The organism is Stenotrophomonas sp. STEN147 (assembly GCF_056757995.1).
In genome coordinates this window covers 60,171-80,707 of sequence record NZ_JBRRCG010000016.1, presented here as the reverse complement: position 1 = coordinate 80,707, position 20,537 = coordinate 60,171, and the positions used below count along the sequence as shown (strand labels likewise).

Here is a 20,537-nt window from a genome sequence, read left to right as displayed (position 1 = left end):
ATGACGCCGTGGCTGCGGCGTCTGCCCCCTCGCTATCAAACTGTGATGAACATCATGCCACTGGCGGCAATCGAACGCCGGCTTCCTCTCGCCTCGCGGGCCTTGCACGGCTTACGATATCCCTCTTGCCGGGCCGTGGGTCACGAGGTTTGAAGTGAGGACTGTTTCACTGTCCGTGAGGGGCGGGCCGGCCTACCATCGACATATCGGTACATGGGGTGTGCCGGTCGTCGCGATGTCCATGTTGTCTGTCGCACCAGAGAAGGTGGGGAGCCTTCCCGAATGATGAGCGCGCCCACACCGTTGGGAACGTCGGGTCGTGACCCGGCCCAGTTCCAGCTTGCCCGTGACGCCGTCCTGCCCGCACTGTGCCAGGCCTTCGGGGCGGCACTGGCGCGCTTCGACGACGCCCTGTTCGACCGTGCCGGCAATGCCGGCGCCTCGCAGCTGCTGTTCCTTGATGCGATGCGCGAGCTGCGCCGGCGACGCGAGGAGATCGCGGCGGCCTTTGCCGGCCACCTGCAACGCGCCTGGGCGGCTCTGGTTGCCGGAGAGCCACTGTCGGCGGATGCGACCCTGTCCGGCCCGGCCGAGGATGGCCTGAGCCTGCTGGCCGAGCACGTGCTCGAATCGCGGCTGGCGGTGCGCAACTTCGCCACGGTGCTGCTGCGTGATTTCAAGCCGGTTCTGGCGCGGCTGGACCGTCGCCTGGGCTGGCTGGCCGGCGATGTACCGCTGGACGCCGACCTGAACCCGATCAGCCCGGAACATCTGGGCGTGGCCATCCACGAGGCCTTCGCCGGCTGCGAACTGGCGCCGGAAGTCCACCTGGTGCTGATCAAGCTGTGCGAGCGCGACCTGCGCGCGCCGGTCGGCCGCATCTACGACAAGCTGGACGAGCAGCTCGCGGCGGCCGGCGTGATGTCGCAGATGGGCGCGGTGCGCCGCACCTCGGCGGCCCCGGGCCCGCGTCCACCGCAGGGGCTGGACGATCTGGTCGAGCAGCGGCCGGTGCCGGGGTTCGACAGCGATTTCAGCGATGACGAGCAGGCCGCACCGGCGTGGGCGCAGCGCTTCGCCGCGCGCTGGTCCGAGCGCCGCGGCCACCTTCAGCAGGCCGGTGGGGACGGTCCCGGGGCCGCCGGCAGCGAGGCCTATGGCCAGCAGGGGATGCTGCTGGAAGCGCTGCAGGAACTGCTGCAACAGACGCGCCACGTGCGTGAGGACGCAACATCGGCCGCGCAGGTGGCCGTGGGCCAGCAGCGCCCGTTGAGCCAGCGCGAGATGATGTCGGTGCTGTCGCTGCTGCAGGCCACCCCCAGCGCCACGCTGCGTGCGGCGATCGGTGAGGATGGTGAGTCGCTCGCGCAGCGCCTGAAGAGCGAAGTGTTGTCCAGCGCCACCCGGCTGGGCGTCGACCCGGGCCAGACCCGCCTGGATCCGCAGGACGAGGACGCGATCGACCTGGTCGGCATGCTGTTCGACGTCATGCTGGATGAACGCGAACTGGAGGGTCGCTCGCGCGAACTGATCGGCCGCCTGGTGGTGCCCTTCGTCAAGGTCGCCATGCTCGACCGCCGCATGTTCGTGCAGAAGACCCATCCGGCGCGCAAGCTGCTCAATTCGTTGGCCGAGGCCTGCGAAGGCAACACCGGCGAGAGCCAGGCCGAGCGCATGCTGATGGCCAAGGTGGAGGAGATCATCGAGCGCCTGGTCGCCGAGTTCAACGAGAACCTGGCCATCTTCCTCACCCTGGAAGAGGAGTTCCGCGACTTCCTGGTGCAGCACCGTCGCCGCGTCGAGATTGCCGAGCGGCGCGCAGCGGAAACGCAGCGCGGCCAGGAAAAGCTGGAAATGGCCCGCACGCGCGCGGCCACCGAGCTGGATCGCCGCATCGGCGATGCCACCCTGCCACCGGCGATCGCCGAGTTCCTGCGCCAGCCGTGGCAGCACCACCTGACCCTGGCGCTGCTGCGCGAGGGCGAAGACGGTGCATCGGTCGCCGAAGCCCTGGCCCTGGGCGATGGCCTGCTGGAGGAAGTGGCCGAAGCGCGCCGGCAGATCATCGGCAAGCCCTGGCTGCAAGCCTGGCAGCCGGTGCTGGCCAAGGTGTTCGCCAGTGTCGGCGTACACGGCGATGCGGCAACCTCGGCCATCGATGCACTGCATGACACCCTGCAGGGCATCGCCGAGTCGCGGCCGGAGCTGGAACGTGCGCTGCCGGAGCTGCCGCAGGTTGTCCTGCCCATGCCGCCGGTTGCGGACTCGCCGACGGTGGAACTGGGCAGCCAGGTGGATACCGACGATTTCGACAATGCCGATGCCGATCGCTTCCGCCGGATGGAGATCGGCAGTTGGCTGGACTTCGTCGACAAGGACGGCAAGGTGCAGGCCGGCAAGCTGTCCTGGGTAAGCCCGATTTCTTCCCGGCTGCTGTTCGTCAACCGGCGTGGAGTGCGCTTCTGCGTGGCTTCGCCGGAGGAACTGGCGGTGATGGTGCGGCTGGGCCGCCTGCGTGCGCACGTCGACGATGGCGCCTTCGACAGCGCCATGCAGGGCGTGATCGACCGCCTCGACCCGGGCAACGCCACCCTGCACTGAGCGGGAGCCGCCTGCTAGGATCGGGAAAACTCACCGATCAGCGGGGACCTGCATGGCCGTGGCGTTGCTGGGGATCAAGGAGACCGCGCCGGGCGAACGGCGCGTGGCGCTGACGCCGGAGACCGCGCGCAAGCTCGCCGCACTGGGTGTCACCGTCTGGTACGAGGCCGGTGCGGGCGAGGCCGCCGGTTTTCCCGACGCCGCCTATCTGGACGCGGGCGCACGTGCATTCGATGAGGGTCGCTGGGGCGAGATCGACATCCTTCTATGCGTGCAGGCGCCGCCGGCGCAGGTGCTGGCCCAGCTCAAGCCCGGCGCAGCCGTGGTCGGCCTGCTGACGCCGGCCAGCGATCCGGCACTGGCGGCGCTGGCCAGCGAGGACCGCCTGCTGCTGTTCCCGCTGCAGCTGTTGCCGCGCACCACCCGTGCGCAGGCGATGGATGTGCTCAGTTCGCAGGCCGGCATGGCGGGCTACAAGGCTGCGCTCATCGCCGCCGAGCGTGCACCGCGCTTCTTCCCGATGCTGACCACCGCCGCCGGTACCGTGCGTCCGGCCAAGGTGCTGGTGATCGGCGCCGGCGTTGCAGGATTGCAGGCGATCGCTACTGCGCGCCGCCTCGGCGCCCAGGTGGAAGGATTCGATGTGCGGCCGGAAACGCGCGAGCAGATCCAGTCGCTGGGCGCGCGCTTCCTCGACCTGGGCGTCAGCGCGGCCGGCGAGGGCGGCTACGCGCGGGCGCTGACCGAGGAAGAACGGGCCGAGCAGCAGCGGCGGCTGGCCGACCATCTGCGCAGCGTCGATGTCGTGATCTGTACCGCAGCCGTGCCGGGCCGTCCGGCACCGACCATCGTCACTGCGGCGATGGTGGAAGGCATGGCGGCGGGCAGTGTGATCGTCGATCTGGCGGCCGAGAGCGGCGGCAACTGCGCGCTGACCCAGCCGGGGCAGTGCATCGAACACCAGGGCGTGACCATCGATGGACCGCTGGGCCTGGCCAGCCGGGGTGCGACCCAGGCCAGCGAGATGTATGCGCGCAACCTGCTCAACTTCGTTGCCCTGTTCGTACGCGAAGGGCAGCTGAGCTTCGACTGGGAAGACGAACTGCTGGCAAAGACGCGCTGGCAGGCGTGAATGACATGGGGTCAGATCCCTTTGCCTCTGGCAAAGGGATCTGACCCCTGTATCCCGAAGGCTTACCGCGGCTTTGCCGGTGGCGGGTTGTCCCGCACCCAGTCGCGACGCTCCTCCGGCGTCATCCGGGACCAGCGATCGCGCAGGGCGTCGCGCTGGGCAGGGGGCAGCTGGCGCATCTGCCCGAACAGTGCGCGTGCCTGTTCACGCTGTTCCGGGCTCATGTGCTCGAACCGGCGCAGGCCACGGCGGGCCTTGTCGCGCTCTTCCGGGCTCATGGACTGCCAGCGTTGGCCATGGGCCAGCATGCGCTGGCGCTGACCGGCATCGGCGCCGTTCCAGCGATCGCGCAGCGGGGCCAGCAGCGCCTCGCGCTGGGCGGGGCTGAGCTGATCCCAGGCGGGCAATGGCGCGCCGGGAGCGGGCGGCGCGGGCGCACGGGTCTGCGCCAGCGCCGGTGCTGCAGGCAGCAGCGCCAGGGCGATCAGCAGGGGCAGGGAGAGATGTCGCAGCATGATTCACTCCATCGCCAGGTCGGTGTCGCCCAGCCACAGGTACAGATCAGGATTCTCGTCGTACAGCGCGCTGTTGTCTTCTACTGCGGCAACGATCGGTACCGGCGCTGGCCGCGTCGGCACGTCCGGACCGGTGAACTGCACGCCGATGCCCAGCGCCACCACCAGCGAGCAGGCGCTGGCCAGCCACCAGCGCCAGCGCCCACTACGGGCCGCATGGGCGCCCTGGCGGGCCTGGCGCAGGCGCGACAGCGTTGCCGGCGACAGCGCCTGCAGAGAATGCGCATGCAGGCGCCGCAGGGCGTCATCGGAGGGCAGGGAGCGGTTCACGGGGGGTTCTCCAGATAATCCTGCAGCGCCTGCCGGGCGCGTGCGAGATGGGTCTTTACCGCGCCCTCGCTGCAGCCCATGGCGCGGGCGGTGGTGGCGCCGTCCAGATCCTGCAGCACGCGCAGGGTGAACGCTTCGCGCTGGCGGGCGGGCAGCGTACGCAGCGCCTGCACCAGCTGCTGGTACTGCTGGTGCTGCTCGTGCGCCTGCGCCGGGGTAGGTCCGGGGTCGGCCCAGTCGATGTCGGCACCGTCGGCATCCTGGTTGTCGCGCCAGAACGGCAGGCGGAAACGGCGCCGGCGCTGCAGGTCGATCACGCGCCGGCGCAGGATGCTCCAGAACAGGGGCGCCCATTCGCTGGCGGGCTTGTCGGCATAGTCCAGCATGCGCAGCAGGGCATCCTGCACGGCGTCCAGGGCATCCTCGCGCTGGCGCAGGCCGGCCTCGGCGAACCGGAACGCGCGCGGGCCGATGCTCGCCAGGAACGCTTCCAGCGACGCCGGCAGGGCATCGGTGTCGGCGGTCGGGGGGACGGGGCTGCTCACCAGCACAGGGTACGGTTCCTTGCTCGGGGTCACCATCGACAACGCGTGAGCGCGGCCCCGGTTGACGAGGATGCGCGCCGGGTTCAGCCCATGGTTATGATGGGCCGACGAAGACAGAGCGGGAGCGTTGCCGATGAGTGACGGGTTCGTGGCGCTGTACATCTTCATGCTGGCCGCCATCGCCGGCCACGTGATCATTTCGCGGGTGCCGGTGATCCTGCACACCCCGCTGATGTCGGGTTCCAATTTCATCCACGGCATCGTGCTGATCGGCGCGATGGTGGTGCTCGGCCACGCACAGACGCCGCTGGAAAAGGCCCTGGGCTTCATCGCCGTGGTGCTCGGTGCCGGTAACGCCGCCGGCGGCTACGTGGTCACCGCGCGCATGCTGGAGATGTTCAGGCCGAGCGCGCCGCGCGCAGGCAAGGACGAACCGAAGGAGCCGCAGGCTTGAACATCAGCACCGTCGAACTGCTCGATTGGCTGGTCAAGGCGAGCTACCTGGTGGCCGCCACGCTGTTCCTGCTCGGCCTGCAGCGGATGGCCTCGCCGCTGACCGCGCGCAGCGGCATCCGCTGGGCCGGGCTGGGCATGCTGCTGGCCACCGCGGCCACCTTCTTCCTGCCCGAGCTGCACAACGTGCCGCTCATCCTGGTCGCGCTGCTGCTGGGTGCCGGCCTGGCCTGGTGGTCGGCCGGCAAGGTCGCGGTCACCGACATGCCGCAGATGGTGGCGCTGTACAACGGCATGGGCGGTGGTTCGGCGGCGGCGATCGGTGCGGTCGAACTGCTGCGCTACGCCTTCCTGGCCCATCGCGATACCACGCATTGGAGCGAACAGGCGCTGGCCGACCTTGCCGCGCGCCAGCCTTCCACCACCGTGCTGCTGCTGGCGGTGGTCGGCGCCGCGATCGGCGCGGTGTCGCTGTCCGGCTCCGTGATCGCCTGGGCCAAACTGGATGGCCGCCTCGACAAGCGGGTCACCTGGCCAGGGCAGCAGGCGCTGAACCTGCTGGTGGCGCTGGCGGTGGTGGTGCTGGCCATCGTCGCGGCCAGCACGCTCAGCACCTGGGCGATCATCGCCTTCTTCGTGCTGGCACTGGCGCTGGGCGTGCTGATGACGCTGCCGATCGGTGGCGCCGACATGCCGGTGGTGATCTCGCTGTACAACGCATTCACCGGCCTGGCGGTGTCCTTCGAGGGCTACGTGCTGGGCAACGAGGCCTTGATCATCGCCGGCATGATGGTCGGCGCGGCGGGCATCCTGCTGACCCGCCTGATGGCCAAGGCGATGAACCGGCCGATCCGCAACGTGCTGTTCTCCAATTTCGGGGGTGGTGCAGGCGGAGAGGCACAGGCGATCACCGGCGCGCAGAAGCCGATCGAGGCGGCCGATGTGGCGGCAATGATGGCCTTCGCCGAGCGCGTGGTGATCGTGCCCGGTTACGGCATGGCCGTGGCCCAGGCCCAGCACAAGATCTGGGAACTGGCACAGCGGTTGGGGCAGCGCGGAGTCAAAGTGAAGTTCGCCATCCATCCGGTCGCCGGGCGCATGCCCGGGCACATGAACGTGCTGCTGGCCGAGGCCGGTGTGCCGTACGACCTGATCGCCGACATGGACGACATCAACCCCGAGTTCGCCAGCACCGATGTGGTGCTGGTGATCGGCGCCAACGACGTGGTCAATCCGGTCGCACGTACCGATCCGGCCAGTCCGATCTACGGCATGCCGGTGCTGGACGTGATCAACGCTCGCAACGTGGTGGTGATCAAGCGCGGTCGCGGGACCGGTTTTGCCGGGATCGAGAATGCGCTGTTCTACGCCGACAACACGCGCATGCTGTACGGCGACGGCGCTGAGGCGGCGGCGTCGCTGGTCAGCGAGCTGAAGGCGCTCGACGGCGGGCATTGAGGCCCGGCTGCATCCGGTGGGTGCGGACCTTGGTCCGCACGCCGCTGCGCTCGCCGGGCATGGCCCGGCGCTACCCACGTCAGGTGCGATCAGCGCGCCAGCCAGGCGCCGACGGCCACGCCGATCGCCAGCCACAGCCATTCCATCGCGCCATTGGCCAGGTTGATCAGCGTCCAGGCCAGATGCGGGCCCATGCGCAGCGAGGCGTCCCAGGGGTTGAGCCCCATCGAGCCGCCCATCCAGGCGCTGGCGATGGCCCAGTTCGCCACCGCCGCCACCAGCAGCGTGCCGGCCACCACCAGGGCCACGCGAAGACGGCCGGGACCGAGTGTGCCCAGACGCAGCATGAACACCAGTTCCAGAGCGGTCAGCACCGCCATCCAGCCGACCTGGCGGCCGGTCATCAGGGCCAGCAGCATCCAGGCGAGGGGAGCAACAACCAGGCCCAGCAGCAGCATGAAGGGCCAGAGCCAGGTCACGGTCCTGGCACGCGCGGCATTGGAGGACATCGAAGCTTCCTGAAGGTCACCCACAGGATACTGTGGTTTGCCGCGGTGCACCGGCGGGCGCGGGACGGCTGGGCTAGAATGCCGTCTTGCGTGGCCATGGCCACGGCCCCATATCGGTCCCCATGTATTCCCGTAGCAGCGAACCTGTCCACTTCGAACGCGATTGCGAGGCCGTGATGGTCCCGCAGGGCGACACCGTGACCCTGCCCGCCGGCAGCTATGGGTACATCACCCAGGCGCTGGGCGGCAGCTATTCGGTATTCGTCGAAGGCAACCTGTTCCGCATCGCCGGCAAGGATGGCGACGCCATCGGCAAGGAAGCACCCGCTCCGCTGGAACTGCCGGCCGACGCCACCGACGAACAGGTGGAGCAACTGGTATGGCAGCAGCTTCGCACCTGCTTCGATCCGGAAATTCCGGTGAACATCGTCGAACTGGGCCTCGTCTACGAGGTCGAGATCAAGCATCTGGACGAGGGCCAGCGCGAGATCGACGTGAAGATGACCCTGACCGCGCCCGCGTGCGGCATGGGTGACATCCTGGTCGACGACGTGCGCAGCAAGCTGGAAATGATCCCGACGGTGGCCGAGGCCGACGTCGAGCTGGTGTTCGATCCGCCATGGAACCAGCACATGATGTCCGAGGCGGCCCGTCTCGAGACCGGCATGCTTTGACCCAGGGCCCGCAGTGACGCGGGCCCGGCACTACCCGCAACCAGAACAGGAATCCTCCGGTGTCCCAGTCCATCCCCAGCTTCGCCGTCACCCGTTCGGACCACCCGCGCAGCGCTGAAGAGCGCGCCACGATCCTGGAGAAGCCGGGTTTCGGCCTGCACTTCACCGACCACATGGTGGAAGTGCGGTGGGACAAGGACACCGGCTGGCACAACGCCAACGTGCGTGCCTATGGCCCGCTGCAGCTGGACCCGGCAGCGGCCGTGCTGCATTACGGCCAGGAGATCTTCGAGGGCATCAAGGCCTACCGTCATGCCGACGGCTCGATCTGGACCTTCCGTCCGGACGCCAACGGCCGTCGCCTGCAGCGCTCGGCACAGCGCCTGGCGCTGCCGGAACTGCCGGTGGAGATCTTCGTCGAGTCGCTGAAGCAGCTGATCGCCGTGGACAGCGCCTGGGTGCCGTCGGCGGATGAGTCCAGCCTGTACTTCCGCCCGTTCATGATTGGCGACGAAGCCTTCCTCGGCGTGCGTGGCGCGCACAAGGCCGGTTATTACGTCATCGCCAGCCCGGCCGGTCCGTACTTCGCCAAGGGCGTGGCACCGGTGTCGATCTGGCTGTCCACCGAATATGCGCGTGCGGCCAAGGGCGGCACCGGCGCGGCCAAGTGCGGTGGCAATTACGCCGCCTCGCTGCTGCCGCAGCAGAAGGCCCAGGCGCAGGGCTGCTCGCAGGTGCTGTTCCTCGACCCGGTCGAGGGCAAGTACCTGGAGGAACTGGGCGGCATGAACGTCTTCCTGGTCTACAAGGACGGCACCCTGGTCACGCCGCAGCTGTCGGGCAGCATCCTGGAAGGCATCACCCGCGAGAGCATCCTGCAGCTGGCCCGCGACCGCGGCATGAAGGTCGAGGAGCGCAAGGTCAGCATCGACGAGTGGAAGGATGGCGTTGCATCCGGTGCGATCAGCGAGGTGTTCGCCTGCGGCACCGCTGCGGTGGTGACCCCGATCGGCCAGCTCAAGGGTGAAGGTTTCTCGGTGGGCGACCTCAACGCGCCGGCCGGCGAAGTGACCATGTCGCTGCGCAAGGAACTGACTGATATCCAGTACGGCCGCCTGCCGGACCGCCACAACTGGCTGGTCAGGCTGGGCTGATCCTCTCGCCAGTCGGTAGCGCCGGGCCCATGCCCGGCTGCGCTGTTCCCCGAAGGCCCGTCCCCGCGACGGGCCTTCGTCGTTTACGGGGGAGGCCGGCCGCCGATGTCGGCAAAGTCATAGGTGGACAGGACATCTGCCCAGTCAGGTTCGTGCGCGTGGCGCGAAAGTTCCTTCATCTTCACAAACCCTCGACCCGGAAAGTCTCAGATCGAACATTTCATGTTCCTGAAAAGACACTGAAAATATTGTGGTGTCCGGTTTAGGCCATTAGCGTCATCGGCACGGCGGATCGTAAGGGGGATCCGCTGGCTCGCCGGACTCCGGACCTCGCCAACGCAAGCCAGCCCATGGTTCGGGCCGGTGTTTCTGCCGATTCCGGCATTCACACCACTAGAAAGGGAAATACGATGTCCCAGGTAACGCAACCGCGTGTGCGTCGAGTGTGGGTGGTCCTTGGTGCTTCCGTTCTTTCATCGCTGCTGCTGGCCACGCCTGCGCTGGCCGGTGATGTCCAGCTCAGCGGGCTGCAGTCCGCGCCGACGCACCAGCGTTTCATCGTCAAGTATCGCGACGGCAGTGCGCCGGTGGCCAACACCACCGCCCTGGCATCGTCGCTGAAGACAGCGGCTGCGGGCCTTGCCAGCAGCCAGGGCCGCGCGCTGGGCCTGCAGCAGGTCCGCAAGCTGGCCGTCGGCCCGACCCTGGTCAGGACCGATCGTCCGCTGGACCAGGCCGAATCCGAGCTGCTGATGCGCAAGCTCGCTGCCGACCCCAACGTCGAATACGTGGAAGTCGACCAGATCATGCGCGCGACGCTGACGCCGAACGACACCCGCTTCAGCGAACAGTGGGGGTTCGGTACGTCCAACGCCTCGATCAACGTGCGCCCGGCCTGGGACAAGGCCACCGGCACCGGCGTGGTCGTCGCGGTGATCGACACCGGCATCACCAACCACCCCGATCTGAACGCCAACATCCTGCCCGGCTATGACTTCATCAGCGACGCGGCAATGGCACGCGACGGCGGTGGCCGCGACAGCAATCCCAACGACGAGGGTGACTGGTACGCCGCCAACGAATGTGGCGCAGGCTACCCGGCCTCCAACTCCAGCTGGCACGGCACCCACGTTGCCGGCACCGTGGCAGCGGTGACCAACAACAGCACCGGCGTGGCGGGCACGGCTTTCAATGCCAAGGTCGTGCCGGTGCGCGTGCTCGGCAAGTGCGGTGGCTACACCTCCGACATCGCCGACGCCATCGTGTGGGCTTCCGGCGGCACTGTCAGCGGCGTGCCGGCCAATGCCAATCCGGCCGAGGTCATCAACCTCTCGCTGGGTGGTGGCGGCAGCTGCTCGACCACCTACCAGAACGCGATCAACGGCGCCGTCGGCCGTGGCACCACGGTGGTGGTGGCCGCAGGCAACAGCAACACCAACGTGTCTTCATCGGTACCGGCCAACTGCCCGAACGTGATCGCGGTGGCGGCCACCACGTCGGCGGGCGCACGTGCCAGCTTCTCCAACTACGGCACGGGCATCGACATCTCCGCGCCGGGCCAGGGCATCCTGTCCACGCTCAACACCGGCACCACCACGCCGGGCAGCGCCAGCTATGCCTCGTACAACGGCACCTCGATGGCAGCACCGCACGTGGCTGGCGTGGTCGCGCTGATGCAGTCGGTCGCACCGAGCCCGCTGAGCCCGGCCCAGGTGGAAAGCATCATCAAGAGCACCGCTCGGCCGCTGCCGGGTGCCTGTTCGGGTGGCTGTGGCGCCGGCATCATCGACGCCGATGCTGCAGTGGCGGCAGCGATCAACGGCGGTGGCAACCCGAACCCGGGCGGTACCGTGCTGCAGAACAACGTACCGGTGAGCGGACTGGGTGCCGCATCGGGCGCTTCGCTGAACTACACCGTCAATGTCCCGTCCGGCAGCAGCCAGCTGCGGGTGACGATCAGCGGCGGCAGCGGTGATGCCGACCTGTACCTGCGGCAGGGCAGCGCGCCGACCGATACTGCCTACACGTGCCGTCCGTACCTGAGCGGCAACAGCGAAACCTGCACGGTCAACAGCCCCGCTGCCGGTACCTGGTACGTACGGGTGAAGGCCTACAGCACCTTCTCGGGCGTGACCCTCAACGCCCAGTACTGAGCCCAAGACCCTCTCCTCGGGCACGCCCCGGCTTCGGCCGGGGCGTTTTTGCATGGGGCCGCGCGGTGGTGCGTGCCGCCGCGTCGTGGTGGGTGCCGACCTTGGTCGGCACTCCGTTCCTCAAACCGATTCGAAGCGGTTCGCGGCAACGTTCTTGCGCACGTGCTGCGGGTCGAAAATCCGCCCGTTCATCGCGATGTAGACGCCGGCCGGCAGCGACTGTACCGCGCCGATCGCGCAGCCGATGTTGAACTCAGCGTCCGAACCGCGGAAACGCGCCGGACTGAGCGCGCCGGTCATCACGATGGTCTTGTCCGCGATCGTCGCCAGCACCTTGCCGGTCTGCACCATCGAATCGGTGCCATGGGTCACCAGCACATGCCGGGTCGGCTGCGCCGCGATGGTGGCCCGGATCAGCTCGCGGTCCTCATCGTTGATGTGCAGCGAGTCCTTGCGCAGGATCGGAATCACGTTGAAGCGGAACGTCACCCCCAGCTCGCGCAGGATCATGCCGATCTGCGGATCGCCGATCTGGTAGTCCGACTTGTCGTCGAAGTAGATCTTGTCGATCGTGCCACCGGTGGTGACGACCAGGAGCTCTTCCATCATGTGCATGCGCGAAACCAGGACAGGTGCAGCGGCGCGGGGCCGGGAACGCAGATGATACGGCCCGGGAGGCGCAGCGTCAGCGTCGCTTGCCGAAGCGGGCGCGCAGCCCTGGCAGGCTGGCGCTGAAGATCACCAGCAGGGCCAGCGCGATCTCGATCAGCGCCAGCCAGCGCGTCTCCGGGTGGCTCCAGGCGCTCATCACGCCGTGGCTGAACCAGCCCAGGGCCAGCACCGAGGCCCAGAAACCGGCCTTGCGCCAGCCCAGGCGCAGTGCGATGGCCAGTGCCAGTGGCGGCGCGGTGAACACCAGCTGGGTGGCCAGCCAGTGCTTGTCGTTGATGAACCAGCCTGCAAACAGCGCGGCCAGACCCATCAGGGCCAGCAGCAGGACCGTACGCGGCGCGGCGTTCATCGGGCCAGCCGCTGCGCGATATCGGCGACGCGACGGCCCAGCGCCCGCGCCAGCACCGCCTCATCATCGGTCGGTTGCGGGTCATCGGCGGCTCCCGCCACATGGCTGGCGCCGTAGGGCGTGCCGCCGCTGGTGGTATGGCTCAAACCCGGTTCGGTGAACGGAATGCCGACGATCAGGCAGCCGTGATGCAGCAACGGCACCTGCATGGTCAGCAGGGTCGATTCCTGCCCGCCGTGCATCGATGCGGTCGAGGTGAACACGCCGGCGGGCTTGCCCGCAAGCGTGCCATTGACCCATTCAGCACCGAGTCCATCGAGGAAGTGCTTGACCGGCGCGGCCATGTTGCCGAACCGCGTCGGACTGCCCAGCAGCAGCCCCTGGCAGTCGGCCAGATCCTGCACGCTCACGTAGGGGGCGCCATCGTCGGGCACCGGCGGCTGTGCGGTCTGGGTCACGGCCGCCACCGGCGGCACCGTGCGCAGCCGCGCCACCATTCCCGGCACCTCGCCGATTCCCCGCGCGATCTGGCGCGCCAGCCGTGCCACCGAGCCACCGCGGCTGTAGTAAAGCACCAGGATCTCGCCCATCGTGCCCAGGTCTCCTCATCGTGTGGACGCCAGTATGGCTATCCTGCGTGCATTCCGCATCGGGTACCCTTGCGCCGATGGAACCTCTGGATACGCTCAACCTATGGATGGAACGCGCGCGCGATCGTGCGCGTGCCGCCAGCTTCGGCCGCTTCCTGTGGCACCGCTTTCTCGATGACCGCCTGTTCCAGGCGGCCGCCGCACTGGCCTACACCACGGTATTCGCCCTGGTTCCGCTGGCGATCGTGGTGTTCGGCGTGCTTTCGGCCTTCCCGGTATTCGACCGCTGGAGCGACCAGCTCAGCGACTATGTCTTCTCCAACTTCGTGCCCAATGCCGCACGTGCTGCCGAAGGCTACCTGCGGCAGTTCTCGGCCAGCGCTGGTCAGCTCACCGCGGCCGGCTTCATCGCCCTGGTCGTCTCGCTGCTGATCACCCTCAACAGCGTGGAAGAGACGTTCAACAAGATCTGGCGGGTCGGATCGACCCGGCCGAAGCTGACCCGCTTCCTGGTCTACTGGACCGTGCTGACCCTGGGCGCGATGCTTGCCGCCGCCTCGCTGGCAGTGTCGGCACGGGTACTGGCAATGCCGCTGTTCGGGACCCAGGAGGGGCGCTGGCTGGCCGACCTATCGCTGCGGCTGGCACCGGTGCTGATCGAATTCGTCTGCATCAGCCTGATGTTCCGGGTCGTGCCGCACCATACGGTGAAATGGCGGCACGCCGTCCCCGGCGCGATCCTGGCGGCGGTGATCCTGGAGCTGGTGAAGTGGGGCATCGGTGCCTATCTGGGCAGTTTCCAGTCCTACCAGAAGCTCTATGGCACGGTCGCGTTCGTGCCGATCCTGCTGCTGTGGATCTATCTGTGCTGGGTGGCGGTGCTGCTGGGCGCATCGCTGGCATCGTCGATGGCGGCGTTCCGCTACCAGCCGGTCGAGCTGCGCCTGCCGCAGGGCTATGAATTCTATGGGCTGCTGCGCCTGCTCGGCCGCTTCCACCAGGCGCGTGCCCGGGGCAGGGGGCTGGCCGATGACGAGATCCTGCGGCTGGAGCCGATGCTGACCGACTCGCTGCTGCAGGACCTGGCCTGCAAACTGGAGGCCATCGGCCTGCTGCGCCGCGACGAGCGGGGTGAGTGGCTGCTCGCGCGCGACCTGGACCAGGTCAGCCTGGCCGATCTGTACGAATGCACCCAACTGCGCATCCCGGTGGCGGAGCAGCATCTGCCCTACCGCGAAGACAGCCTGGGCCAGGCCGCGCTGGCGGCGCTGGATGAACTGCGCCTGCCTCTGCGTGAGCGCCTCAAGCGTCGCGTCAGCGATATCTATCCCGATTCCGGAGACACCCCATGACCCGCACGACTCCGCTGCTGCTGGCAGTTCCATTGGCCGTGGCGCTTGCCTTGGCGGCCTGCAAGCCTGCGCAGGACGCGACCCCGGCCAGCAGCCAGCCACCGGCGCAGGCTCCCGCACCGGCGGCACCGCCTGCGGCTGAGGACACGCCGGCCGAGCGTGTCACGGCCGAGTTCCCCACATTGAAGATGAAGGCCGTCGATGGCAGTGATTACGTCCTGGCGGCCCATCGGGGCAAGTGGGTGGTGGTGAATTTCTGGGCCACGTGGTGCGCACCCTGCCGCAAGGAGATGCCGGAGTTGTCCGCGCTGCACGCCATGCGCAGCAACATCGAAGTGGTCGGCCTGGCCTATGAGGACATCGAGGTGCCGGAGATGCAGTCCTTCCTGACCAAGCATCCGGTGACCTATCCGATCGTGATCGTCGATCCGTTCGATCCGCCGGCGGACTTCGCCACGCCGCGGGGGCTGCCGCTGACGCATCTGATCGATCCGCAGGGCCGGGTGGCGCACAGCTTCCTCGGCCCGGTTACGGCGGCCGACATCGAGAAGCAGATCGCGGCTGCGAAGTAGTGGGTGTGTAGGCAGGGCCTGCGGCCCTGCACCCGCTGCGAACCAGAGCGACAGCAACGGACGAAGCGGAAGCGGGTTCCCTGAGGGATGGCGGGGTGGACCCGGTTGCGGGGGACGCCGTGAACCCATCCATGGGGGCTTGGCCGCGGCATCCATGCCGCGGACACCCCCGCAACCGGACCCACCCCGCCTTCGACAGTCTCCTGCGATCTGTCGGAACGGCTATTGGGTCAGATCCGTTTTCCTGTGGAAAACGGATCTGACCCCAGTTTGGATTTCGATATCCGAGAGATTCCATCACGCATGGCGTGGACCTATCAGATGTCGGGAAACTGTCAGAGGTGGGGCGGTGTCGGAGTGCGGGGTGTCAGCCGCATGGATGCGGCTGCCAAGCCTACACGGACGTACTTGCGGCGTCCCCGCACTCCGACACCGCCCCGCCACCCCGCGGTATGTCTGCCGTTGCCGTTGCCGTTGCCGTTGCTGCTGCCGTTGCTCGTAGCGGGTGCAGGGCCGCAGGCCCTGCAGACAACCCCTACTCCTCGACCGGGAAGTCCTCGATCGGCTTCAGCACATCGTAGTGCTCGCGATGCAGCTTGCCCTTCAGCTTCGGCAGCTCCGGCAGAGGCGCGTCCACGCGGGTGTCGGGCAACCGGTCCAGCAGGTTGCGTACCAGGGTCAGCCTGCCCAGCCGCTGGTCGTTGAAGTCCACCAGCGTCCACGGCGCACCGTCGCGATGGGTGGCACGCAGCATGGCCTCCCGTGCTTCGGTATAGGCGCTGTACTTGCTGCGTGATTTCAGGTCGACCGGTGACAGCTTCCAGCCCTTCAGGGGATCGACATGGCGCTCGGCGAAGCGCTTCTCCTGCTGCTCCTGGTCCACGCACAGCCAGTACTTGAACAACAGGATGCCGTCATCCACCAGCAGCTGCTCGAACACCGGGGCCTGGCGCAGGAACTGCTGGTACTCGTTCTCGCTGCAGTAGCCCATGACCCGCTCGACACCTGCGCGGTTGTACCAGCTTCGATCCATCAGCACGATCTCGCCCGCCGCCGGAAGGTGCCCGACATAGCGCTGGAAGTACCACTGCGTCGCCTCGCGGTCGGTCGGCTTGGGCAGTGCCACCACCCGGCACTGGCGCGGATTGAGGTGCTGGCTGATGGCCTGGATCGCGCCGCCCTTGCCGGCGGTGTCGCGGCCTTCGAACAGCACCAGCAACCGCTGCCCGCTGTGCTGTACCCAACGGGCCATCGCGGTCAGTTCCAGCTGCAACGGCAGCAGCAGTTCGTCGTAGTCCTTGCGTTTGAGCTTGCCCATCGTCATGCCGCGCGGGAAGGAGGGCCCAGCCTAGCGCAGCGGCTGCTCAGGCGCCGTCGACGCCCTGCCAGCCCTGCTCGCGCGCCAGCTGCTGCAGCAGTGCCGAAAGGTCGCGGGCGAAACCGGCCATGTCGAACACGCCGCTACGCGCGCGGGCCTGTGCCAGTTCGACGCGCAGAGCGGCCAGTGCTGCCGGATCGTTGCCGAGCGCGCGGGCGGTGGCGATGAACGCCGCATCGTCGGCAACGTTCATCCGTGCCAGGCCCAGGTGATGGTTGAGGCTGCCGGCCACGCGCGCGGCGAAGGTCTCGCCCGGGCAGGTGAGTACCGGGCAGCCGGCCCACAGTGCGTCGGAGGCCGTGGTGTGCGCGTTGTACGGGTGCGTATCCAGGAACAGGTCGGCCAGCTGATAGCGGGCCAGATACTGCGGATGCGGCAGCTTGGGCATGAACACCAGCCGCGCCGGGTCCAGACCCGCTGCCTGCGCCGCTGCCCGCAGGCGCGCATCGGCCTGGCCGGGGCCGGACAGCAGCCATAGAACACTGCCAGGCACCGCCGCCAGGACGGCGAACGCGCGCCCCATGCTGCGCGGGTTGAGCTTGTAGCTGTTGTTGAAGCAGCAGAACACCACGCCGTGTCCGGGCAGGCCGCACGCGGCGCGATCCGGTACCGGCTCAAGCGCGCGGGTGTTGTCCGAGGGCTGGAACGCGCGCGGCAGATACACCACGCGCTCACTGTGGTGGGGCGCCAACGCCGCTGGCAGGACGAATGCATCGGCGATCACCGCATCCAGCCACGGTGCGCCGGATGTACCGGGATAGGCCAGCCAGTTGAGTTGCAGCGGGGCAGGGCGCAGCGCCAGCACTTCCGGCGCGCCGCCACCGCCCCAGCCACGCAGGTCGAACAGCAGGTCGATGCCCTGTGCACGGATGGCGGCAGCGATGTCGGCATGGCGGCGCCCCGCCAGATCGTGCAGCCGGGTTGCCGCCTGCAGCCGCTGGCGGATGCGGCTGCCATCGTCCCGGTTCAGTGCGAACAGATGCAGCTGCAGTTCCGGGTGCCGGGCCAGCTGCTCGAACAAGGCAACGGTCAACAACCCGGTCGGATGTGCGCCGAAGCCGTTGGAGAGGAAGCCGATCCGCAGGGCTCCTCGCGTCCGTACCTTCACAGCGGGCATCGGCCGCACCGATGCGGCCACGGCTGCGGCGCGCGTGCGGGCGCAGGCCAGCTGCTCGGCGGCGCTGGCGTCTTCGCTGAGGAAGGCAAAGGGCTCGACCGCGCCCTGCCCGGTCGCGACCGCGCCGCGCACCTGCGCGGCCAGGGCCTCCACGTCCTGCCAGTCGCACAGGCGGCGTTGCCATGCCAGTCGCTGGGCGGCGATATAGGGTTCGTCGGGCATCAGCCCATGTGCACGCCGGTACGCGGCCGCCGCGCCCTCGGGGTCGCCGGCATCTTCGAGGGCATGGCCCAGCCACAGCGCGATGCCGGGATGCTCCGGAGCGCGCGCTGAAGCCTGTCCCAGCAGCGTTGCAGCGTCGGCGTGCGCACCGGCCATCCATGCCACGCGACCCAGCCGGGCCAGTGCCTCGGGATGGTCTGGCCGCAGCTGCAGCGCACGCCGTGCGGCCTGCTCGCCTGCGCCGATGTCGCCGGCTTCCAGTTCCAGATCGGCCAGCATCACCCAGGCGACGAAGTCACCGGGCTGGCGCGCGATCGCCTGCTGCAGTTGTTGCCGCTGCTGCCAGGCCGACATCGACGTCAGCCCGCCGACAGCTGGGCCAGGGCATCCACCTGGTGCTCATGGCTGAGGCGCTGCAGCAGCGGGTCCAGATCGCCGGCGAGGATGTTGGGCAGGTCATACAGGGTCAGGCCTTCCACGCGATGATCGGTGATCCGCCCCTGCGGGAAATTGTAGGTGCGGATGCGCTGGCTGCGATCGCCACTGCCGACCTGCAGGCGGCGCGATTCGGCCTGCGCGGCGTCCTGGCGCTGGCGCTCGGCATCGAGCAGCTGCGCCTTCAGGCGTTTCATCGCCTTGTCGCGGTTCGCGTGCTGGCTGCGTTCGGTCTGGCATTCCACCACCACGCCGGTCGGCACGTGGGTGATGCGGATGGCCGACTCGGTCTTGTTGACGTGCTGGCCACCGGCACCGGATGAGCGGAAGGTGTCGACCTTCAGGTCGGCGGTGTTGATGACGATGTCATCGACTTCGTCCGCTTCCGGAATGATCGCCACGGTAGCCGCCGAGGTGTGGATGCGGCCCTGCGATTCGGTGGCGGGCACGCGCTGCACGCGGTGCGTGCCGGATTCGAATTTCAGCCGCGAGAAGGCGCCACGGCCGACCACGCGCGCCACCACTTCCTTGTAGCCGCCGTGCTCGCCGGGGTTGTCGGACTCGATCTCGACTTTCCAGCCCTGGCGCTCGGCATAGCGCGCGTACATGCGGAACAGGTCGCCGGCGAAGATCGCTGCTTCGTCACCACCGGTACCGGCGCGGACTTCCAGGAACAGATTGCCCTCGTCACGTGGGTCGCGGGGCACCAGCAGCAAGGCCAGCTCCTGCTCCAGTTCCTGCAGGCGCGCCTGGGCCGAGGCGATTTCCTCATCGGCCAGCTCGCGCAGGTCCGGATCGGCGCGCATGCCCTCGGCGGCGGCCAGGTCGGCCTTGGCGCGCGCCTCGTCGGCCAGTGCGGTGGCGACCGGTTCAAGTTGGGCGAATTCGCGCGAAAGGTCGCGGAAACGGGTGTTGTCGGCGACCACGTCGGGTTCGGCGAGCAGGCGTTCCAGTTCTTCGCGGCGCTCGGCCAGCGCTTCCAGCTTACGGCGCAGGGTCGGCGTCATCGGTTCTCACGGGTGGGTGGCGGTAACCCGGCGTGGCCGGGAACAGGCGCTCGGCGGCGCGGGTCAGATCGGCATCGCCGCTCAGCGCGGCCGCGCGCAAGGCAGCGGTCGGGGGGTGCAGGAGCCGGTTGGTCAGGCCGTGGGCCAGCAGTTCCATGACCTCTTCGGCCGGCTTGCCGTTGGCCAGCTGCTGGCGGGCACGTTCGAGCAGCTCGGCGCGGGTGGCGTCGCCGAAGGCACGCAGTTGCCGCAGGGGCGCGTGGTGGGCGCCGGCCTGCAGGGTCTCGACGAAGCGCGACACCTGCAGGTCGATGATGGCTTCGGCTTCGGCGGCGGCCTCGCGACGGCCGCGTCGATTGTCCTCCACCGCGCGTTCCAGATCGTCCACGGTGTACAGGAAGGCATCGTTGAGCGTGCCCACCTCAGCCTCGATGTCGCGTGGCACGGCCAGATCGAACAGCAGCATCGGCTTGTGCCGGCGTGCACGCAGTGCATTGGCCACGGTCTCGCGGTGGATCACCGGTTCGCGTGCGGCGGTGGCCGAGAACACGATGTCGGCCTCGGCCAGATGGCGTTCAAGCTCGGTCAGCGGCAGGGCCACGCCGCCATGACGGCTGGCCAGTTCCTGCGCATGGGCGAGCGTGCGGTTGGCGATCAGCAGCCGCCGCACCTTGCCTTCGCTGAGGTGGCGTGCGGCCAGCTCGATGGTTTCCCCCGCACCGACCAGCAGCACGGTGGAATCATCCAGGCGGGCAAAGGCATTCTGCGCCAGGCGCACCGCAGCCGAGGCGACCGACACCGGGTTGGCGCCGACCTGGGTATCGGTGCGCGCACGCTTGGCCACGGAGAACGTCTGCTGGAACAGCCGGTCCAGACGCTGGCCAAGCAGCCCGTGGTCGCGCGCGGTCGACCAGGCATCCTTCACCTGGCCCAGGATCTGCGGTTCACCCAGCACCATCGAGTCCAGGCCCGTCGCGACCCGGAACAGGTGGCGCACGGCGTCGGCGTCAGCATGCTGGTACAGGTAGCCCTGCAGGTCGCCGGCCTGGCTGCGCAGCCACTGGTCCAGCGCCTGCGCCGAATCGGCCACCGCGTACAGTTCCGTGCGGTTGCAGGTGGACAGCAGCACCGCCTCGGCAATCTGCGGGGTGTCGCGCAGCGAACCGAGCGCGCGCGGCAAGGCATCGCCGGCGAAGGCCGCGCGTTCGCGCAGTTCCACCGGCGCGGTCTGGTGATTCAGTCCGAGCACCCACAGGGTCATTGTTCAGTTGCTTGCGATAAGCTGCTGGCCATTGGACGACATTTTAAGGCCCCGATGC

Annotated in this window: 20 protein-coding genes; 9 read left to right on the top strand and 11 right to left on the bottom strand. The window is 68.4% G+C overall.

The window, feature by feature from the left end; genetic code table 11:
• Positions 1–282: 282 nt before the first annotated feature.
• Both ACVOKU_RS15060 and ACVOKU_RS15055 read left to right on the top strand, forming a co-directional pair.
• Positions 283–2,601 carry a DUF1631 domain-containing protein gene (locus tag ACVOKU_RS15060; RefSeq protein WP_481560294.1) on the top strand — a complete coding sequence of 773 codons (2,319 nt, stop codon included), beginning with the start codon at positions 283–285 and terminating at the stop codon, positions 2,599–2,601.
• Positions 2,602–2,653: 52 nt separating this feature from the next.
• On the top strand, positions 2,654–3,733 hold the full coding sequence (locus tag ACVOKU_RS15055; RefSeq protein WP_481560293.1) for an NAD(P) transhydrogenase subunit alpha: 1,080 nt from the start codon (positions 2,654–2,656) through the stop codon (positions 3,731–3,733).
• A gap of 62 nt (positions 3,734–3,795) precedes the next feature.
• Here the strand turns inward: ACVOKU_RS15055 and ACVOKU_RS15050 are convergent, their stop codons facing one another.
• Genes ACVOKU_RS15050 through ACVOKU_RS15040 form a run of 3 tightly spaced genes read right to left on the bottom strand, consistent with a single transcriptional unit; the run spans position 3,796 to position 5,159 of the window.
• Positions 3,796–4,248, bottom strand: a complete 453-nt coding sequence (locus ACVOKU_RS15050) for a DUF3106 domain-containing protein (protein ID WP_279942945.1) — start codon at positions 4,246–4,248, stop codon at positions 3,796–3,798.
• 3 nt (positions 4,249–4,251) lie between these two features.
• Positions 4,252–4,578, bottom strand: coding sequence for a hypothetical protein (locus ACVOKU_RS15045; protein ID WP_481560292.1), 327 nt, complete (start codon positions 4,576–4,578; stop codon positions 4,252–4,254).
• The gene (locus ACVOKU_RS15040; protein ID WP_081279792.1) at positions 4,575–5,159 is read right to left on the bottom strand and encodes an RNA polymerase sigma factor; all 585 of its coding nucleotides are present in this window, start codon (positions 5,157–5,159) and stop codon (positions 4,575–4,577) included. The genes ACVOKU_RS15045 and ACVOKU_RS15040 overlap by 4 nt, the downstream gene beginning before the upstream one ends.
• Before the next feature lie 97 nt (positions 5,160–5,256).
• On the opposite strand from ACVOKU_RS15040, the gene ACVOKU_RS15035 reads away from it, so the two are divergent.
• Both ACVOKU_RS15035 and ACVOKU_RS15030 read left to right on the top strand, forming a co-directional pair.
• The gene (locus ACVOKU_RS15035) at positions 5,257–5,577 is read left to right on the top strand and encodes an NAD(P) transhydrogenase subunit alpha part 2 (RefSeq protein WP_053519142.1); all 321 of its coding nucleotides are present in this window, start codon (positions 5,257–5,259) and stop codon (positions 5,575–5,577) included.
• On the top strand, positions 5,574–7,034 hold the full coding sequence (locus tag ACVOKU_RS15030) for an NAD(P)(+) transhydrogenase (Re/Si-specific) subunit beta (protein ID WP_065182857.1): 1,461 nt from the start codon (positions 5,574–5,576) through the stop codon (positions 7,032–7,034). Before ACVOKU_RS15035 ends, ACVOKU_RS15030 begins: the two co-directional genes overlap by 4 nt.
• A gap of 89 nt (positions 7,035–7,123) precedes the next feature.
• Here ACVOKU_RS15030 and ACVOKU_RS15025 read toward each other — a convergent pair whose 3' ends face one another.
• On the bottom strand, positions 7,124–7,543 hold the full coding sequence (locus ACVOKU_RS15025) for a hypothetical protein (RefSeq protein ID WP_053519146.1): 420 nt from the start codon (positions 7,541–7,543) through the stop codon (positions 7,124–7,126).
• Positions 7,544–7,665: 122 nt separating this feature from the next.
• On the opposite strand from ACVOKU_RS15025, the gene sufT reads away from it, so the two are divergent.
• The 3 genes from sufT to ACVOKU_RS15010 all read left to right on the top strand — a co-directional run bounded on the left by sufT (position 7,666) and on the right by ACVOKU_RS15010 (position 11,524).
• Positions 7,666–8,217 (top strand): putative Fe-S cluster assembly protein SufT, encoded by a 552-nt coding sequence (gene sufT, locus ACVOKU_RS15020; protein ID WP_004144911.1) that lies wholly within the window; start codon positions 7,666–7,668, stop codon positions 8,215–8,217.
• A gap of 59 nt (positions 8,218–8,276) precedes the next feature.
• Complete coding sequence (locus tag ACVOKU_RS15015; RefSeq protein WP_053519148.1) at positions 8,277–9,371, top strand: branched-chain amino acid aminotransferase; 1,095 nt, start codon at positions 8,277–8,279, stop codon at positions 9,369–9,371.
• Between the two features lie 410 nt (positions 9,372–9,781).
• Positions 9,782–11,524, top strand: coding sequence for a S8 family peptidase (locus ACVOKU_RS15010; RefSeq protein ID WP_193396239.1), 1,743 nt, complete (start codon positions 9,782–9,784; stop codon positions 11,522–11,524).
• A 120-nt stretch (positions 11,525–11,644) separates the two neighbouring features.
• On the opposite strand, the gene ACVOKU_RS15005 is transcribed toward ACVOKU_RS15010, so the two are convergent.
• The 3 genes from ACVOKU_RS15005 to wrbA form a co-directional block, all read right to left on the bottom strand.
• A complete protein-coding gene (locus tag ACVOKU_RS15005; RefSeq protein ID WP_053519164.1) occupies positions 11,645–12,130 on the bottom strand; it encodes an asparaginase domain-containing protein in 486 nt (161 codons plus the stop codon).
• Positions 12,131–12,209: 79 nt separating this feature from the next.
• Entirely contained in the window at positions 12,210–12,545 is a 336-nt protein-coding gene (locus ACVOKU_RS15000; protein ID WP_053519152.1) for a DUF2069 domain-containing protein, read from the bottom strand.
• Positions 12,542–13,135, bottom strand: coding sequence for an NAD(P)H:quinone oxidoreductase (wrbA, locus tag ACVOKU_RS14995; RefSeq protein WP_053519154.1), 594 nt, complete (start codon positions 13,133–13,135; stop codon positions 12,542–12,544). Before wrbA ends, ACVOKU_RS15000 begins: the two co-directional genes overlap by 4 nt.
• A gap of 77 nt (positions 13,136–13,212) precedes the next feature.
• Between wrbA and ACVOKU_RS14990 the strand changes: the two genes are divergently transcribed.
• A complete protein-coding gene (locus ACVOKU_RS14990; RefSeq protein ID WP_053519156.1) occupies positions 13,213–14,487 on the top strand; it encodes a YihY family inner membrane protein in 1,275 nt (424 codons plus the stop codon).
• Positions 14,484–15,059, top strand: coding sequence for a TlpA family protein disulfide reductase (locus tag ACVOKU_RS14985; RefSeq protein ID WP_481560291.1), 576 nt, complete (start codon positions 14,484–14,486; stop codon positions 15,057–15,059). Before ACVOKU_RS14990 ends, ACVOKU_RS14985 begins: the two co-directional genes overlap by 4 nt.
• Before the next feature lie 535 nt (positions 15,060–15,594).
• Here ACVOKU_RS14985 and ppk2 read toward each other — a convergent pair.
• Genes ppk2 through hemA form a run of 4 tightly spaced genes read right to left on the bottom strand, consistent with a single transcriptional unit; the run spans position 15,595 to position 20,479 of the window.
• Entirely contained in the window at positions 15,595–16,377 is a 783-nt protein-coding gene (gene ppk2, locus ACVOKU_RS14980) for a polyphosphate kinase 2 (protein WP_481560290.1), read from the bottom strand.
• Between the two features lie 46 nt (positions 16,378–16,423).
• A complete protein-coding gene (locus tag ACVOKU_RS14975; protein ID WP_481560289.1) occupies positions 16,424–18,130 on the bottom strand; it encodes an O-linked N-acetylglucosamine transferase, SPINDLY family protein in 1,707 nt (568 codons plus the stop codon).
• Positions 18,131–18,135: 5 nt separating this feature from the next.
• Positions 18,136–19,218 carry a peptide chain release factor 1 gene (gene prfA / locus ACVOKU_RS14970; RefSeq protein ID WP_481560288.1) on the bottom strand — a complete coding sequence of 361 codons (1,083 nt, stop codon included), beginning with the start codon at positions 19,216–19,218 and terminating at the stop codon, positions 18,136–18,138.
• Positions 19,196–20,479, bottom strand: coding sequence for a glutamyl-tRNA reductase (hemA, locus tag ACVOKU_RS14965; protein WP_053520284.1), 1,284 nt, complete (start codon positions 20,477–20,479; stop codon positions 19,196–19,198). Before hemA ends, prfA begins: the two co-directional genes overlap by 23 nt.
• Positions 20,480–20,537: the final 58 nt, after the last annotated feature.